This is a genomic window from Rhodococcus sp. AD45-ID, from assembly GCF_003023755.1.
In the GTDB taxonomy this organism is placed as follows: domain Bacteria; phylum Actinomycetota; class Actinomycetes; order Mycobacteriales; family Mycobacteriaceae; genus Rhodococcus_F; species Rhodococcus_F globerula.
Genome location: NZ_PYHL01000001.1, coordinates 3,488,927 through 3,505,160, shown reverse-complemented (window position 1 = coordinate 3,505,160; position 16,234 = coordinate 3,488,927). Strand labels below are relative to the sequence as shown.

Here is a 16,234-nt window from a genome sequence, read left to right as displayed (position 1 = left end):
GCTCGTGGCCTGCCGACAGCCGTAACTGCCGGCGTCGTGTCGCCTACAACTGAAGATGAACGTAACTTCGAGTTGCGGTCGAATAATGGTTTGACAATAGACACATCAACCTCGAAGTGCGCACCGCACCCATTGTTGAAAATTTGGGGGTAATTCAATTCGGACACATTCATTCGTCGTCGGAAGCGACCACCCGTCGCATCGATTCGACCGATCGTCGCAGGACAACGAGTTGCAACGTGATGCAACGGTGCGTTTGCGCGAGCTTGTGACTACCCTCACACGGAGTCAGAAAAGTGTCGATCAATGTGGAAAGAAGGCCGTCAGCCATGACAAGCGCAGCCGAAACGGACGTCCCCCAGGCATATCCGCCGAGCGCAGAGTTCGCTGCGGCCGCCAACGCGGGACCGGAACTGCAGGCTGCCGCAGATACCGACCGCCTTGCTTTTTGGGCGAATCAGGCTGAGCGCCTTCACTGGCACCAGAAATGGACCGACGTCCTCGACTGGACCGACGCCCCCGTCGCGAAATGGTTCGTCGGCGGACAGTTGAATGTCGCCTACAACTGCGTCGACCGCCACGTCCTCGCCGGCAACGGCGACCGCGTTGCCATTCACTTCGAAGGCGAACCCGGCGACAGTCGCGACCTGACCTACAACGACCTCCTCGCCGAAGTGAGCCGCGCGGCAAACACTTTCACCGACCTCGGACTCGTCGCCGGTGACCGTGTCGCGATCTACATGCCGATGATCCCCGAAGCGATCGTCACCATGCTCGCCTGCGCCCGCCTCGGCCTGACCCATTCGGTCGTCTTCGCCGGATTCTCCGCCACCGCGCTGCGCTCACGCATCGACGACGCGCAAGCCAAACTTGTTGTCACCGTGGACGGTCAGTGGCGCCGCGGCGCCGCAGCACCCATCAAAACAGCGGTCGACGAATCCGTCGCCGGCGCCGACTCCGTCCAGAACGTGTTGGTAGTCAACCGAACCGGCATCGATGTCGAGTGGACCGACGGCCGCGACCTGTGGTGGCACGAGACCGTCGCCCAGGCTTCACCCGAGCACGAGGCACAGCCGTTCGACGCCGAACATCCCCTGTTCATCCTCTACACCTCCGGCACCACCGGAAAACCCAAGGGCATCATCCACACCTCCGGCGGCTACCTCACCCAAGCCTCCTACACCCACCACAACGTCTTCGATCACAAGCCAGGCAAGGACGTGTACTGGTGCACCGCCGACATCGGCTGGGTCACCGGACACTCCTACATCGTCTACGGCCCCCTCTCCAACGGTGTCACCCAGGTCGTCTACGAAGGCACCCCCAACTCCCCGAACGAGCACCGCCACTTCGACATCATCGAGAAGTACGGCGTCTCCATCTACTACACCGCACCCACCCTCGTGCGCACGTTCATGAAGTGGGGGCGCGAGATCCCCGACGCCCACGACCTGTCCTCGATCCGTTTGCTCGGATCTGTGGGCGAGCCGATCAACCCCGAAGCGTGGCGCTGGTTCCGCGACGTCATCGGCGGCAACAAGGCTCCCATCGTCGACACCTGGTGGCAGACCGAGACCGGCGCGATCATGATCTCTCCGCTGCCCGGTATCACCGCCACCAAGCCCGGATCCGCGATGGCGCCGCTACCCGGCATTTCCGCGAAGATCGTCGACGACGACGCCAAGCCCCTCGGCCCCGGCGGCAACGGATACCTCGTCCTCGACGAGCCGTGGCCGGCGATGCTCCGCGGCATCTGGGGCGACATGGACCGCTACCGCGACACCTACTGGTCCCGCTACGCCGAAGAAGGCTGGTACTTCGCCGGTGACGGCGCCAAATACGACGACGACGGCGCCCTCTGGGTCCTCGGCCGCGTCGACGACGTCATGAACGTCTCCGGCCACCGCATCTCCACCTCCGAAGTGGAATCGGCACTGGTCAACCATCACGGCGTCGCCGAAGCCGCCGTCGTCGGCGCCGCCGACGAGACCACCGGACAGGGCATCGTCGCGTTCGTCATCCTGCGCGAAGGCGTCGAGAACACCGGTGAGGTTCTGATCGCCGAGCTCAAGGCGCAGGTCTCCACCGACATCAGCCCCATCGCCAAGCCCCGTCAGATCACCATCGTGCCGGAACTGCCAAAAACCCGATCCGGCAAGATCATGCGCCGCCTCCTACGCGACGTAGCCGAAGGCCGCGACCTCGGCGACACCTCAACCCTGGTCGACCCCAAGGTATTCGACGCAATACGCGGCAAGTAGGGCCTGCGGCCCCTGTACGCCTTTCTGGTAGTCCCCGCTACCGGAAAGGCGCACAGCAGGGCTACGCCCCTACATCATCGAGCGATTCGTCCTTCGTCTCACGCATGACGAGCAATGCAACAAACGTCAGAGCCGACGCGACGAGTAGGTAGATCCCGACCCAGCCGACGCCGTAGTGGTCGACCAGGTAGACCGCGATGAACGGCGCTACTGCCGCACCGAGGATGCTTGCGGTGTTGTAGGCGATACCGGAACCCGTGTACCGGACGTTGGTCGGGAACAGTTCCGGGAGAACAGCACTCATCGGTCCGAAGGTCAGGCCCATGAGGATCATGCCCACAACGAGGAAGGCCAGCATGCGGCCGTCACTCATACCGTCGGTGTGCAGGAAGAGTCCGAATGTGAGGCCGAACAGCATCATTGTCGCGGTGATGACGAGCAGCGTGATCCGTCGACCGTAGCGGTCGGCCAGCCACCCGGACACCGGGACCGCAGCTGCGAAGAACACAACCGCAATGAGCTGCAGGACAAGGAAATCGGTGTACTTGAAGCCCGCTCCCGTACCGCCGTCCGCAGCGGTTTTGCCGATTCCGTAGCTCAGGACCCACGTGGTCATGAGGTAGAACAGCGTGTAGGTGGCGAGCATGACGAATGTGCCGATGATCAGCTGACGCCAGCTTGTCTTGAATACCTCGGCGAGGGGTGTCTTGACCTTCTCGCCGCGCTCGACGGCGCGCGCGAACACCGGCGTTTCTTCGAGCCGCAGACGCACGTACAGACCGATCATCACCATGATTGCACTGAGCAGGAACGGAATTCGCCAGCCCCACGAGAGGAATGCTCCGTCGAGGTCCGGGTTGGCGCTGTCGTGGTCCATCATCAACGAGATGGTCAGGAACAGTCCGTTGGCAAGGAAGAAGCCGATGGGTGCGCCCAACTGTGGCCACATGGCCGCCCAGGCACGTTTGCCTTCCTTTGCGGTTTCGGTGGCGAGCAGCGCTGCTCCGGACCATTCACCGCCGAGGCCGAGGCCCTGACAGAAACGCATCAGCGCGAGTAGCGCAGGGGCGAGCAACCCGACTTGTGAATAGGTCGGCAACAGGCCGATGAGGAAGGTTGCGACGCCCATCGTCAGGAGCGAGCCGACGAGGGTCGCTTTACGTCCGACCCGGTCGCCGAAGTGACCGAACAGAATCGAGCCGAGTGGACGCGCCACGAATGCCAGACCGAATGTCGCCAGCGACGCGAGGAGCGCGGTGGTGTCGTTGCCTTTGGGGAAGAACAGAAGCGGGAAGACCGACACCGCTGCCGTTGCGTAGATGTAGAAATCGTAGAACTCGATCGACGTACCGATCATGCTCGCGACAACGATTCGACGGCGAGGTACGCCGCCGACAGTTTCGCCGCCCGCCGGCGTCGGCGGGTTCTTACTCAGTGACGTGCTCACTCGTGATGCTCCTGCAGCTGTACGAACATTGCGCTATACGAACATTGCCCAATTGGTGGGATGAATCTCAGTCAGTAGGAATTGAACACCCTGCGCGTTTTCTCGCGCAAATTCGGGTTCTGGGCCGAATCCGCGATAAAATTCCGTAAAGGTGAGCCGGGAAGTCTGGTCGGCACGTGATTCGTCGCGTCCACATGTCTGCAAACCGAACAAAGGCGTTGCTCCCGCGTGATCTCCACAATGCGTTCCGAACTGTCCCGATACCTACGCACCGAAACCGTTGGCGGCTCTATCCTGCTGATCGCCGCTGCCATTGCTCTGATCTGGGTGAACTCACCACTCGGCGACAGCTACATCGCGCTGCGCGACTTCCAGATCGGACCGTCTGCGCTGCACCTGAACCTCAGTCTCGGCACGTGGGCGCAGGACGGTCTGCTGGCCATTTTCTTCTTCGTGGCCGGCCTCGAGCTCAAGCGCGAACTGGTTGTCGGAGAGCTCTCCGATCGCAAAGCTGCAGCGCTTCCGATCATCGCGGCATGTGGCGGAGTTCTCGTTCCCGCGCTCATCGCGGCGTCGATCGGCTTCGGCACTCCGGGGATGGACAAGGGTTGGGCGATCCCCGTTGCCACCGACATCGCGTTTGCCCTCGGCATCCTCGCCCTGACCGGTTCCCGGATACCGGCCAGCGCCCGCGTGTTCCTACTCAGTCTTGCGGTAGTCGACGACCTCCTGGCCATCATCTTGATCGCGGTGCTCTTTACCGCGTCGATCGCGATGTTGTGGCTGCTCACCGCCGCTGCGGCGCTTGCGGTGTACGCCTACGCCCAACACAAACGCATCACGACGCCGTTCCTCTACGTGCCACTTGCCCTGCTCACCTGGTACTCGATGCACGAGGCCGGTATCCACGCCACTCTCGCCGGCGTCGCGCTCGGCCTGCTCACCCGAGTTGTCCGCGACAAGGACGAGGAATACGCCCCCGGCACCCGACTCGAACATCGCATCCAGCCGTACTCCGCCGGCTTCTGCGTTCCGGTGTTCGCACTGTTCGCGTCCGGCGTTCCCATCAACGCCGAGGTACTCGGCGACATCTTCACCGACCCCGTCGGGCAATCCGTCTTTGTCGGCCTCCTCGTCGGAAAAACTGTGGGAATCTTCGGAATTTCCCTGCTCGCGATCAAATTGGGCATAGCCACGAAGCCCAAGACACTCGAACGCAGAGACATGTTTGCCCTCTCAGTGCTCGGCGGCATCGGGTTCACCGTTAGCCTGCTTGTAGCAGACCTCGCACTGGACGGGGTCGGCGATGGCAGCGAGGCCGAAATAGCGAAGGCCGCAGTTCTCGTGACATCGTTGATAGCGTCGCTGATCGGATCAGCGCTGCTGTGGCGACGTGGACGGGTTCATGCGGCGCGAGCTGAAGCCAATGCCATAGCCACAGACGCGAGAGAACTACCTGGAGAGGTCGACAAGTGAGCGTGACCAACGGAGAGAGCCAACGCTTCACCGGAGATGGGGTGCCGAACACGGTGTCGTCCATTCCTCTCACCGACGTAGACGCCCGAACACCGGCTGAAGCCTCGATCGGCGCACTGGTCAGGGATGCGACGGCTCAGGTTTCGACACTGGTGCGGGCCGAAGTCGAGCTTGCCAAGGCCGAAGTCACCGGTGAGGTCAAGAAGGGGCTGCAGGGCAGCGTCTTCTTCATTCTGGCCTTCACTGTTCTGCTGTTCAGTTCTTTCTTCTTCTTCTTTTTCCTGGCGGAATTGCTCAGCGTGTGGCTCGAGCGTTGGGCCGCTTTCCTGATCGTGTTCCTGATCATGGTGCTGACCACCGCGGTACTCGCACTTCTCGGTTATCTGCGGGTTCGCAAGTTGCGGGCCCCCGAGAAGACGATCGAATCGCTCAGGGCCGCAAAGAGCGTCATTCCCGGCAGCCACGACGACACAAAGCCGTCGGTCGACTTCAACGCGCGCAGGTAACGAAGCAGCTGTGTCAGCCCCAGATCCATCCACCGTCAGATTCGACGGCCCCTGGATTCACCGGGACATTCATGCCAACGGCATCCGGTTTCACGTCGTCGAGGTCGGCGACGCTGATCCGGATGCCCCGTTGGTGGTTCTCCTGCACGGTTTTGCCGACATCTGGTGGTCATGGCGCCACCAGTTGACGGCTCTGTCCACGCAGGGTTTCCGAGTGGTTGCCATTGATCTACGCGGCTACGGTGACTCCGACAAACCGCCCCGCGGATACGACGGTTGGACGCTGGCCGGCGACGTGGCCGGACTGATCCGGGCGATGGGATACGGCAAGGCCACGCTGATCGGTCACGCCGACGGCGGCCTGGTGTGCTGGGCAACCGCGATCCTGCATCCGCGACTGGTGCGGTCGATCGCTCTGGTGTCGTCGCCGCATCCGCACGCACTCAAACAATCAGTCCTCCGCGACCGCTACCAGCGCAAGGCACTCTTTCCGGCGTTCCTGGCGAACCAGCTTCCGTTCCGCCCGGAACGGCGTCTGACTGCCGACAACGGCGCCGAGGTGGAGCGTCTGGTGCGCTCCCGCTCGGGTCCTGCGTGGCCCGAGCAGGCCGAGTTCGGTGACGTTGTCTCCAAGTTACGTTCAGCGATCCGCATTCCGGGGGTCGCTCATTCGACGCTGGAGTACCAGCGGTGGGCGTTCCGAAGTCAGCTTCGCACCGAGGGGCGCCGGTTCATGCGTCTGATGGATCAGACACTGCACATTCCGATCCTGCAGATACACGGCGAACTCGACCCGTACATTCTCACGCGGACAATACGACGCGGTCGGCGTTGGGCGCCCGGCGAACAGTTGCACCCCGTCTCCGGAGTCGGTCATTACGCCCATTGGGAAGCCCCACAGCGCGTCAACGACGCGCTCCGGGACTTCCTGGCAGCCGACTAGCTACTCAGAGGATGCAGACGCCGGTGGAGACCGGCGTCGACGCGCTTTCCGCCATGGCGAGTTGGCGCGACACCTCATTGGCAGTGAGGACGAACCCGGTGTCGGTGTCGTCGATGGCGGCACCGAACACGACACCGAGCACTTCACCCTGATCGTTGACCATGGGCCCACCGGAATTGCCCTGTCGAATCGATCCACGAACGGTGTACACCTCACGCTGTGTGGTGCCGGCTTTGTAGATGTCAGGACCGTTGAGGTTCAGGATTTCGCGAACACGAGCCGCGCTGGCCGTGTACGGACCTCCACCCGGATATCCGAGCACCAGTGCGTTGTCCCCCGTTTGAGCGGGCTGAGCGGCAAACGGCAGAACCGGCGCCTCGAGTCCGGGCACCGCGAGGATCGCGATGTCGACGGCCGAGTCGAAGAGCACAACCTGGGCGGGTAGTGCACCTTGCATCGTGTCGACGGTGATGCTCTCGGTACCCGCCACGACGTGTGCGTTGGTCATGACACGCTCAGGCGCGACGATGAACCCGGAACCTTCGAGCGCGCGCTGGCAACTCGGCGCGACGCCGTTGATGCGCAGAACGCTCGGACGCAACTGCGCGGCCAGCGGGCTCGCCAGAACACTCGCGTCCGGCGCTTCCACTTCGGTGATGGGTGTGCGGCCGAACGGACCGATGACATCGGGCAATCCCGAGGTGTCGAGCAGCGCCGAGAATTCCGTCGGAATCTGCCGCAACCATTGCGGCGCGAGGTCGTCGACACCGGCCAACACGTTCGACCCTCGGACTGCTGCTGCGACGTTGGGCTGAGACGACGACGTCAGCGGAATTGCCAAAAGCCACGCGGCAACCACCACGGCAACTGCTTGAAGCCCTGCACCGATCACGCTGTCCACTGATCTTGCGGCCGGAGAATGCATACCGCTGCGCGCGGCTCGGCCCAGAACCATGCCGGCAACTTCGCCGATGATCACCAACACGACGATCAGTGAGATGCCGGCGAGGATGCGCAGCTTGCCCTCGGTCACATGCACCAGAACATGCGGTGCCAGCAGAATTCCGGCGACAGCACCCAGAATCACACCGACAAAAGCCAACGCCGACGCTACCGCGCCCTGACGCCATCCCGATGTCGCGGCGATGAGAGCCACCACCACGATCGCAAGATCGACCCACCGCGAACCTGTCATCGGGGAACCGCCGAATCTTCGATGTCTTCGCCCAGTTCTGCGAGCGCTGTGTCCAGATCACGCACGTCGTGATGATCCCAGGGGATTTCCCAACCGGACACCTCGAAGAGTCCGGCCAGTATTCCGGCAGTGAAGCCCCACACGAGCATGCCGTCGGCCAAAAACGCCGGACCTTGGTACCCGGCCTGGTGACGCACCTGGAAGCGGTTGTCGGGGTCGAGCAGAGTGCGCAGCGGAACCCGCGCGACACGGCCGACCTCGCCGGAATCCTGGATGCCCACCGAGACCGGGTCTTCCCAATAAGCGATCACCGGGGTCACGTCGAATCCGGACGGCGGAATGAATATTTCGGGCAACGTCGCCAGCGGGAGCACACCGCGCGGGTCGAGACCTGTTTCTTCCTGCGCCTCGCGCAGCGCTGTGCCGATCGGACCGTCGTCACCGTCGTCGGCGGCACCGCCGGGGAAAGCGACCTGTCCACTGTGCTGGCGCATAGTCGACGCGCGTTGTGTCAGTAGTACGTCAGCGTCGTCCGGCATCCCACCGAGGCACATGGGATCAGCCTCTCGGGATCCTCCGAAGAGGACGAGCACCGCGGCGGGCCTGGTGGTCGTCCCGCGCGGCGGCCGACGGTCGAGCACGGGGTTGAGTCGATGTGGATCAGTGGGTTGGGTGCTGGCTACAGCACGTAACCATTCGGGAACGGATGAGCTCATACGACAACTCCCAAATACTGCGCCGTGGCGGCAGCTATCTCATCCGCACTGCGGAACGGTTGAGGCAACACCTTCGCGACGGTTCCGTCGGGACGAATGAGCACAGAGACCGGCAGCACAGGTGGCGCGCCGACGGCAATCTGCACCTTGCTCGAACCGTCCTGAACTCCGGGTAGTCGAACGGAATAGTCGATCAGTCGGGTCAAAGCGTTTTCCTGGTTCGGATCGGAATGCACGGTCAGCACAGTGATACTGTCCCCCGCGCGATCCGCAAATTCCTGCAAATGCGGCAGTTCTTCGGCGCATGGCGCGCACCAGTACGCCCACAAATTCAGCAGCGCGGGCTTACCTCCCAGCGCGGCAGCAAGATCGACCGAGCTTCCGTCTGCAACACAGTCGAGCGCGATCCCAGCGAGTGCGGCGCCGGCCGGAGCTTCGGCGGTAGGCGTCGGGCACGCTGTCAGTCCGGCTTGCCCACGAAGCTGATCGAGCGATTCGGACGACGGGGTGAACGTCGGCGGCCGATAGGCGGACGTCGAGGAACCGCCAGCCGAAACCGGGGTGTCATCTCCCCCGCGCGGCCAGATCGCAACAGCGAGCGCAACAACAACCGCAAGCACAACAAGGGACCACCGAGCAGCATTGGACATCTGGGTCACAACCCGGCCAGAGCAAGCAGATGCTCCGTCTCCGGGCCCTTCACCAGCGCAGCAGCTTCAATTTTGTCGGTAGGACCAAGCCCGTAGGACGGGCAGTCCTTGGCCAGAACGCACACTCCGCACGCCGGCTTACGCGCGTGACAGACGCGTCGTCCGTGGAAGATCACACGATGTGACAGCAGGGTCCATTCCTTACGTTCGATCAAAGCCCCGACAGCATGTTCGACCTTGACGGCATCTTCTTCCTCCGTCCACTTCCACCGACGCACCAAACGCCCGAAGTGGGTGTCGACGGTGATTCCCGGGACGTCGAACGCATTTCCCAGAACCACGTTGGCTGTCTTGCGACCGACTCCCGGCAACGTCACGAGGTCTGCAAGTTTGTTCGGCACTTCGCCGTCGTAACGCTCGAGCAGCGCCTGACCCAATCCGATCAGCGAGTTGGCCTTGTTCCGGTAGAAGCCCGTTGACCGGATGTACTCCTCGAGCTCGGTCCGGTCGGCTTCGGCGTAGGCCTTGGCGTCGGGATAACGGGCGAACAACGTCGGGGTGACCATATTGACGCGGACGTCAGTGCACTGCGCCGACAGGATTGTCGCCACCGTCAACTCGAGGGGCGTCGTGAAGTCGAGTTCGCAGTACACATGTGGGAAGGCAACGGCTAGTTTCCGGTTCATCCGACGCGCGCGACGGACCAGCGCGAGATGGGATTCCTCGTCGCGAGCGCCGGCAGACCGGCGGGTCGCTGAGCGCTCGGTCGGGGTGGTCTGCACTCAGACAACTGTACGGATACTCCCCGACATGACATTTGGTCGTGTCGATTCCGAGATGTTGGCCGTGTTTACTCTCCTCTATGCAAGGACTCGCCGTGATTCTCTTCCCAGTGCTGTTGATGCTTTTTGCGCTGGCCATGGAACGGGTCGAACGGAGACTGCGTCGACTCTCGGTTCGGGAGAACGAGGTGGCGGAGTTCCTCGACCAGGCTGGTCCCGACGACGTCGCGTCGCTGGCGACCGATGGGTTCCCTCATGCGTTTGCCCGCTTCCACCTGCGCCGGAAGGGTCGACCGGCCATCGCTCCGCGGCAATCGGGCGCAGAAGAACTGCCCACTCGCTAAGGCGATCGAAGAGGCATACAAGGTAGTCAATTTTATTCGCCATCAGGATAATTTCGACGCTTTCGTGGCATCAATCACTCGTGCCGAGCGCGTGGGACGTAGACTTCGATGCCGTACCTGTTGTATTCAACACGGACTGTGTCTGACGCAGCGTCTCGCTCGCACGAGTGAAGGCCTGCGTCTGGGCGGTTCGTGAGTACAAACCAAGCACAACCGGGTACAAAGTTAGATAGCGCAAAAAATGACACCACAAACGAACAAATCCCAACAAGGAGCGCACGTGGACGACGTCCTGGCAAGAGCCGGCATCTTCCAAGGAGTCGAGCCCTCAGCGGTAGCGGCGCTGACCAAGCAGCTGCAACCCGTCGACTTCCCCCGTGGACATGTCATCTTCAACGAGGGTGAACCCGGTGACCGCCTGTACATCATCGTGTCCGGCAAGGTGAAGATCGGTCGACGCTCACCTGACGGTCGCGAGAACCTGCTGACGATCATGGGTCCGTCCGACATGTTCGGCGAACTGTCCATCTTCGACCCGGGTCCCCGCACCTCGACGGCCACCACCGTCACCGAGGTTCGTGCCGTGAGCATGGACCGCGACGCTCTCAAGGCTTGGATCCAGCAGCGCCCCGAAATCGCCGAGCAGCTGCTCCGCGTTCTCGCACGTCGCCTGCGTCGTACCAACAACACGCTCGCCGACCTGATCTTCACGGACGTTCCCGGCCGTGTCGCCAAGGCACTGCTGCAGCTCGCACAGCGCTTCGGCACCCAGGAAGGTGGCGCGCTGCGCGTCACTCACGACCTCACCCAGGAAGAGATCGCCCAGCTGGTCGGCGCTTCCCGTGAGACCGTCAACAAGGCTCTGGCCGACTTCGCTCATCGCGGATGGCTGCGCCTCGAAGGCAAGAGCGTCCTGATCTCGGATTCCGAGCGTCTCGCGCGTCGCGCACGCTAGTTCTACCGTCTCGACTCTTTCGGCCGCTCCCACATCGGTGGGGGCGGCCGAAGTCGTTTCCGACGCTCGGCGCGACGGGTATAGCGCGCAACCACATAGGCATTTGTGTCACGTGCGAGCGCTGGCATGCTCGATGGAACAGCCACGACTCCAAGGGGATGCATGTCCGAGATAATCGCTTCCGCTGCTGCGGGGAAGTTCCGCGGCATCCGACGCGACGGTTCGTTGTATTTCGGCGCGATCCGCTACGCAACCGCGGCCAGATTCCAACGGCCCGAACCTGCCGCATCTCATACCGGCATTCTCGACGCCACCATGCCAGGCACCGTGTTTCCTCAACCACCGTCGCGACTCGAGCGTGTCATGGGAGCGCCGCACCCCGAGCCTGAGCAGAGTGAGGACAGTTTCACCGTCACCGTCACGACGCCCTCGTTGTCCGGTAGCCGGCCCGTCATGGTGTGGCTGCACGGCGGTGGATACTCCAGCGGCGGAGGTTCACTGGCGTGGTACGACGGCGGCGCGTTGTCGGCCGAAGGCGATGTCGTGGTCGTATCGGTCAACTATCGCGTAGGCGTACTCGGCTATCTCCTCCTCGAGGGCGTCAGCGAGGGCAACCTCGGCGTCCACGATCAGATCGCGGCCCTCGAGTGGGTACGCGAGAACATCGCGGGATTCGGTGGTGATCCCAATTCGGTCACCGTGTTCGGCCAGTCCGCCGGCGCTCATTCCATCGTGAACCTGTTGAACAGTAATAACTCTCGGCCTTTGTTCCACCGGGCAATTCTGCAAAGCACCCCGCGGCTGGACCTCAACTTCACCAAGACCGCTGCGATCGAGAACGGCGAGACCTTTGCCCGACTGCTCGACGGCGATCCGAATACCGCTCCCCTCCCCCTAATCCTGGACGCCTTCCGCGCCACAGCCGTCGAGTTCGGCAGACGGTCTGAAAATGTTGTTCAGCCACCCTTTGCCCCGATATCCGACGTTGCACCACTTACCGCAAGCACCGACAGTGGCGTGACAGAGGTAGTCATCGGATATACCCACGACGAGGGATCCGCCTTCGTTCGCGGGCTCCCCGGCGGCTCCATGGCCGACGAAACCACGTTGACGCAGAACATGTTTGCCGAGACGGTCGCAGAACTGGCCGATACCTTCACTCAGGCGGGTACCTCGGTCTACACCTACCGATTCGACTGGACACCTCCCGAGAACATCTTCGGTGCTACGCATTGCATCGAACTTCCGTTCATCCTCGGCACCGAAAAGTCTTGGCACGGTTCACCCATGCTGGGCATAGCCGACTGGACCACCGTCGACGAAATGGGTAGACGCATCCGCACGCTCTGGACTTCGTTTGCACATAACGGAAGTCCGGACAACGAGAACACCTGGAAGAAGTTCTCGCCCGACGAACCGATCGGAATCACCTTTACCTGAGCAACTTCGGGCGGTATTCCCCGCTAGGATTGCAGATATGGACATGCCCAAGCTCCTCGACGGGCGACTCAAACTTCGCCACCTGCTTCTGGTCGACGCCCTGAGCCGTCAGGGCAGCGTGGTCGGCGCCGCTGCCGCACTGCACATCACACAACCTGTGGCAACCCGCAGCCTCCACGACATCGAGTCCATCCTCGGCGTCTCCCTGTTCGATCGCGGACCACGCGGCATCACCCCGACAATATTCGGCGATGCCTTCACCACCCACGCTCGGGCGGTCATCGCTCAGCTCACCGAAGCGGGTCGACACGTCGTCGAATTGGCCGACGCACACCGCGGAACCGTCATCGTGGGAACACATCTCGCCGGTTCCAACGTCTTGCTGCCCGGCGCCATTGCGCGGCTGAAGGTTCAGCATCCGCTACTGACCGTGATCGTCCGCGAAGGCACTCCGGAGCAGTTACTCACCGACTTGGAGGCCGGTCGTATCGACCTCATCGTCGGCCGACTCACAGCACCGACAGACGACCGCGCCGTCAGACGCAATCTCTACGCCGAGTCAGTTGAACTTGTTACCCGCGTGGATCATCCACTGACCAACCGTGACGAGGTGCAGCTCGATGAACTCCGCGAGTTCCCCTGGATCCTGCCCGGCGTCGAAACGGTGCTCCGACGCGAACTCGAGGAGTTCTTCGCCAGGAACGGTCTCCCCTTACCCGAGAACCGGGTAGAGGCAACGTCTTTCCTCACGGTGCGACAGCTCTTGCTGGAAACCGACATGATCGCTGTCCTTCCGAGTCTGATTCATCGCGACGACACCCGCTTGACCACACTCCCGATCACCCTGGATCCCATCGGTCACAGCGTCGGTCTCACGTCGTCGGCGACGAGGACGTCCAGTCCGTCGGCACAGGCACTTATCGCGTCGTTGCGCAGTTTCGCGGAAGAACTCATGAACCAGTAAACGTTCGAAAGCCCGCTCCCGGAGCGGGAGCGGGCTTTCGAATATCGTTACACGTCAGGCGTTTTCTGCCACCCGCTGCTCTTCGTGCTGCAATCCCCGCGATGAGTCGGGCACCACCTTGAACAGCGCTATCGCGCCAACCAGACTGATCGAGCAGATCGACGCCAGGTACCACGTCACGCCCACAGATGATCCCGTGGCGTCCAGCAGAGCCGTCGCAATCATCGGAGCCAATCCGCCGCCCAGAATTGCACCACTCTGCAGAATCAACGACGAACCCGAGTATCGAACCTTGGCCGGGAACGTGTCGGCAATGATGCTTCCCTGGACACAATGAGTCACCGGAATGATCAGTCCCATTCCCAGGAACGCCACAACTGCAACGACCTTGTTCTCGGTGTTCAGCAGCGGGAAGAACGCGATGCACCACAACAGGATTGCGGCGGATCCTCCGATGAACATGTGCCGTCGACCGTACTTGTCGGCCACCTTGGTCCAGATCGGGATGGAAAGGAACCACAGGACCGCTGCCGCGGTGACACTGAGCACCAGGAATTGTTTGTCGTAGCCCAGATGTTGAGTTCCGTACGACAGAGTGAACACCATGAAGGCATATGCCACGGCGGAGTTCGCCAAACACGCGGCCAGCGTCAGTGACAACCGGGGGAACCCGACCTTGAGCGACTCACGCAGCGGGAACCGGACTATCTCGCCCTTCTCCATGATCCCGGCAAACGAGGGCGATTCGGTAACCCGCAACCGGATCACCAGACCGATCGCCACCAGAACGAAGCTGAGCAGGAACGGTATGCGCCAACCCCACGATTGGAAAGCCGAGTCCGACATCAATGCACTGGTGGTCAGGAAGATGCCATTGGCCAGAACAAGTCCGGCTGGGGTGCCCATCTGTGGGAAACCCGCATACAGGTTCTTCTGCCCGGCTGGTGCGTGCTCCATCGACATCAGCGTGGCACCGGCGCCCTCACCGCCGAGGCCGATGCCCTGGACAACTCTCATCGCCACCAGAAGTACCGGCGCCCAGAAACCGATGGAATCGTAATTCGGAATGAGTCCGATCAGTGTGGACCCGACTCCCATCATCACCAGAGACACCACAAGCGTCGCCTTGCGACCGATCCGGTCACCGAAGTGCCCGAACACCAAGCCGCCGACGGGCCTGGCGATGAACCCGACCGCAAAGGTGCTGAAGGCTGCGAGGGTGCCGGCGGTCGGACTCAGACTCGGGAAGAACTGCTTGTTGAAGATCAGCGCTGCGGCTGTTCCGTAAAGAAAGAAGTCGTACCATTCGAGGGTTGTGCCGGCGAGGGTTGCCATGGCAACCCGGCTGCGGGCAGCTTTCTCCGGCAACGGCTTTCCGTCACTGGTTACGCTTGTGGTCATCGCGGATACCTATCGATTGGATGAGTGGCAGTACGGTACGGTGAAATCTGTTTTTGCCGAGCATGTTTCAAAGGTTGTCTGAATTATGCTCATTAGAGACATGACTCACAAATGCCGAAATCACCGTGCGGCATACCGGAAATGGTATAGCTGAAGGATCAGCCGATCCCCAAGAAGCGTTCCGCATTTCCCCGCGAGATCAGTTGGCGTGCAGTCTCGTCCAAGAACTCACTCTTGCGCACCACCTCACCTACCGGTCGCTCGCCGAGGGGATACGGGTAATCGCTTCCCACCATCACCCGGTCAACGCCCACTGTGTCCACCAGTAGTCGCAGTGCACGTTCGTCGAAGACGACAGAATCCACGTAGAACCGGCCCAGATAGTGCGACGGCGGGAATTCCGATGTACCGATAATGTCGTTGCGGCCGTACCAGGCGTTTTCCATCCGGCCGAGCCAGAACGCGAAAGATCCGCCGCCGTGGGCAAATCCGATCTTGAGTCGGTCGTCGATCTTGTCGAACACGCCGCCGAGAATCAGCGCGAGTATCGACAGATGCGTTTCTGCGGGCATTGCGGTGAGCCACTGCGCCATCCACCGATCCAGGCGCGGTGAGGACGCCATGTCCCACGGGTGCACGAAGACCGGAACATCCAGTGACGCGCAGTGCTGCAGGAATGTCACGACTCCTTCGCTGTCGAGATCGAGGTCGCCGACGTGATTGCCGATCTCGACGCCTCGGTGCCCGTTGGCGATGCATCGTTCGAGTTCGCGGCACGCAGCATCGGTGTCCTGCAACGGAACCTGACAGAACGGGATAAGTCGATCTTTTGCCGGTTCGACGATCTCGAGCGCCAGGTCGTTGAAGATCCGAGAGATACGACTGGCCTGCTCGCCTGTTCGGCCGTAGTTGAAGAATGCCGGTGTCGGCGAGACGACCTGGGTGTGGATACCGTCGGCATCCATGTCACGCAGGCGCACCTCGGCGTCCCAGGCGTCGGATTGGATCCGTCGGAACTCCTTGGTGCCCATCATGATCATGGCTTCGGTTTCCGACTCCACTTTCAGCCACGGCGCGTCCGGGCCGGCATCAGCCGTGAGATCGGGCCACCCGTTGGGCACGTAGTGGGTGTGGATGTCGATCATGTTGCTCAT

Annotated in this window: 15 protein-coding genes; 8 read left to right on the top strand and 7 right to left on the bottom strand. The window is 62.1% G+C overall.

The genetic code is table 11. The features are described 5' to 3' along the window. The first annotated feature begins 329 nt into the window (after positions 1-329). Complete coding sequence (gene acs, locus C7T36_RS16075; RefSeq protein ID WP_045066564.1) at positions 330-2,261, top strand: acetate--CoA ligase; 1,932 nt, start codon at positions 330-332, stop codon at positions 2,259-2,261. Positions 2,262-2,322: 61 nt separating this feature from the next. Here acs and C7T36_RS16070 read toward each other — a convergent pair whose 3' ends face one another. Continuing rightward, complete coding sequence (locus C7T36_RS16070; protein ID WP_033235943.1) at positions 2,323-3,708, bottom strand: MFS transporter; 1,386 nt, start codon at positions 3,706-3,708, stop codon at positions 2,323-2,325. A gap of 240 nt (positions 3,709-3,948) precedes the next feature. Here C7T36_RS16070 and nhaA point away from each other — a divergent pair, with 240 nt between their 5' ends. The 3 genes from nhaA to C7T36_RS16055 are packed head-to-tail and all read left to right on the top strand — an operon-like array spanning position 3,949 to position 6,633. Next, positions 3,949-5,184, top strand: coding sequence for a Na+/H+ antiporter NhaA (nhaA, locus tag C7T36_RS16065; protein ID WP_033235942.1), 1,236 nt, complete (start codon positions 3,949-3,951; stop codon positions 5,182-5,184). Further along, positions 5,181-5,690 (top strand): phage holin family protein, encoded by a 510-nt coding sequence (locus C7T36_RS16060; protein WP_033235941.1) that lies wholly within the window; start codon positions 5,181-5,183, stop codon positions 5,688-5,690. Before nhaA ends, C7T36_RS16060 begins: the two co-directional genes overlap by 4 nt. Before the next feature lie 10 nt (positions 5,691-5,700). Continuing rightward, positions 5,701-6,633, top strand: coding sequence for an alpha/beta fold hydrolase (locus tag C7T36_RS16055; RefSeq protein ID WP_045066563.1), 933 nt, complete (start codon positions 5,701-5,703; stop codon positions 6,631-6,633). Between the two features lie 4 nt (positions 6,634-6,637). Here the strand turns inward: C7T36_RS16055 and marP are convergent, their stop codons facing one another. From marP to nth, 4 genes are read right to left on the bottom strand one after another with little or no spacing between them, the layout of a single operon-like run. Continuing rightward, complete coding sequence (marP, locus tag C7T36_RS16050) at positions 6,638-7,828, bottom strand: acid resistance serine protease MarP (protein ID WP_033235939.1); 1,191 nt, start codon at positions 7,826-7,828, stop codon at positions 6,638-6,640. Beyond that, positions 7,825-8,544 carry a CoA pyrophosphatase gene (locus C7T36_RS16045; protein ID WP_045066561.1) on the bottom strand — a complete coding sequence of 240 codons (720 nt, stop codon included), beginning with the start codon at positions 8,542-8,544 and terminating at the stop codon, positions 7,825-7,827. The genes marP and C7T36_RS16045 overlap by 4 nt, the downstream gene beginning before the upstream one ends. After that, positions 8,541-9,194 (bottom strand): TlpA disulfide reductase family protein, encoded by a 654-nt coding sequence (locus C7T36_RS16040; RefSeq protein WP_045066879.1) that lies wholly within the window; start codon positions 9,192-9,194, stop codon positions 8,541-8,543. Before C7T36_RS16040 ends, C7T36_RS16045 begins: the two co-directional genes overlap by 4 nt. 5 nt (positions 9,195-9,199) lie before the next feature. Further along, positions 9,200-9,976 (bottom strand): endonuclease III, encoded by a 777-nt coding sequence (nth, locus tag C7T36_RS16035; RefSeq protein ID WP_045066560.1) that lies wholly within the window; start codon positions 9,974-9,976, stop codon positions 9,200-9,202. 80 nt (positions 9,977-10,056) lie between these two features. Between nth and C7T36_RS16030 the strand changes: the two genes are divergently transcribed. From C7T36_RS16030 to C7T36_RS16015, 4 genes are all read left to right on the top strand, one after another. Then, positions 10,057-10,320: a hypothetical protein gene (locus tag C7T36_RS16030; RefSeq protein WP_033235936.1), complete on the top strand. Its 264-nt coding sequence runs from the start codon at positions 10,057-10,059 to the stop codon at positions 10,318-10,320. A gap of 280 nt (positions 10,321-10,600) precedes the next feature. Then, positions 10,601-11,275: a Crp/Fnr family transcriptional regulator gene (locus C7T36_RS16025; protein WP_003943506.1), complete on the top strand. Its 675-nt coding sequence runs from the start codon at positions 10,601-10,603 to the stop codon at positions 11,273-11,275. Positions 11,276-11,437: 162 nt separating this feature from the next. Next, positions 11,438-12,715 carry a carboxylesterase family protein gene (locus C7T36_RS16020; protein WP_045066559.1) on the top strand — a complete coding sequence of 426 codons (1,278 nt, stop codon included), beginning with the start codon at positions 11,438-11,440 and terminating at the stop codon, positions 12,713-12,715. Positions 12,716-12,752: 37 nt separating this feature from the next. Next, positions 12,753-13,679 carry a LysR substrate-binding domain-containing protein gene (locus tag C7T36_RS16015; RefSeq protein ID WP_045066557.1) on the top strand — a complete coding sequence of 309 codons (927 nt, stop codon included), beginning with the start codon at positions 12,753-12,755 and terminating at the stop codon, positions 13,677-13,679. A gap of 54 nt (positions 13,680-13,733) precedes the next feature. Here the strand turns inward: C7T36_RS16015 and C7T36_RS16010 are convergent, their stop codons facing one another. Continuing rightward, positions 13,734-15,080, bottom strand: a complete 1,347-nt coding sequence (locus C7T36_RS16010) for an MFS transporter (RefSeq protein WP_033235932.1) — start codon at positions 15,078-15,080, stop codon at positions 13,734-13,736. Between the two features lie 158 nt (positions 15,081-15,238). Further along, positions 15,239-16,234, bottom strand: coding sequence for an amidohydrolase family protein (locus C7T36_RS16005; protein ID WP_045066556.1), 996 nt, complete (start codon positions 16,232-16,234; stop codon positions 15,239-15,241).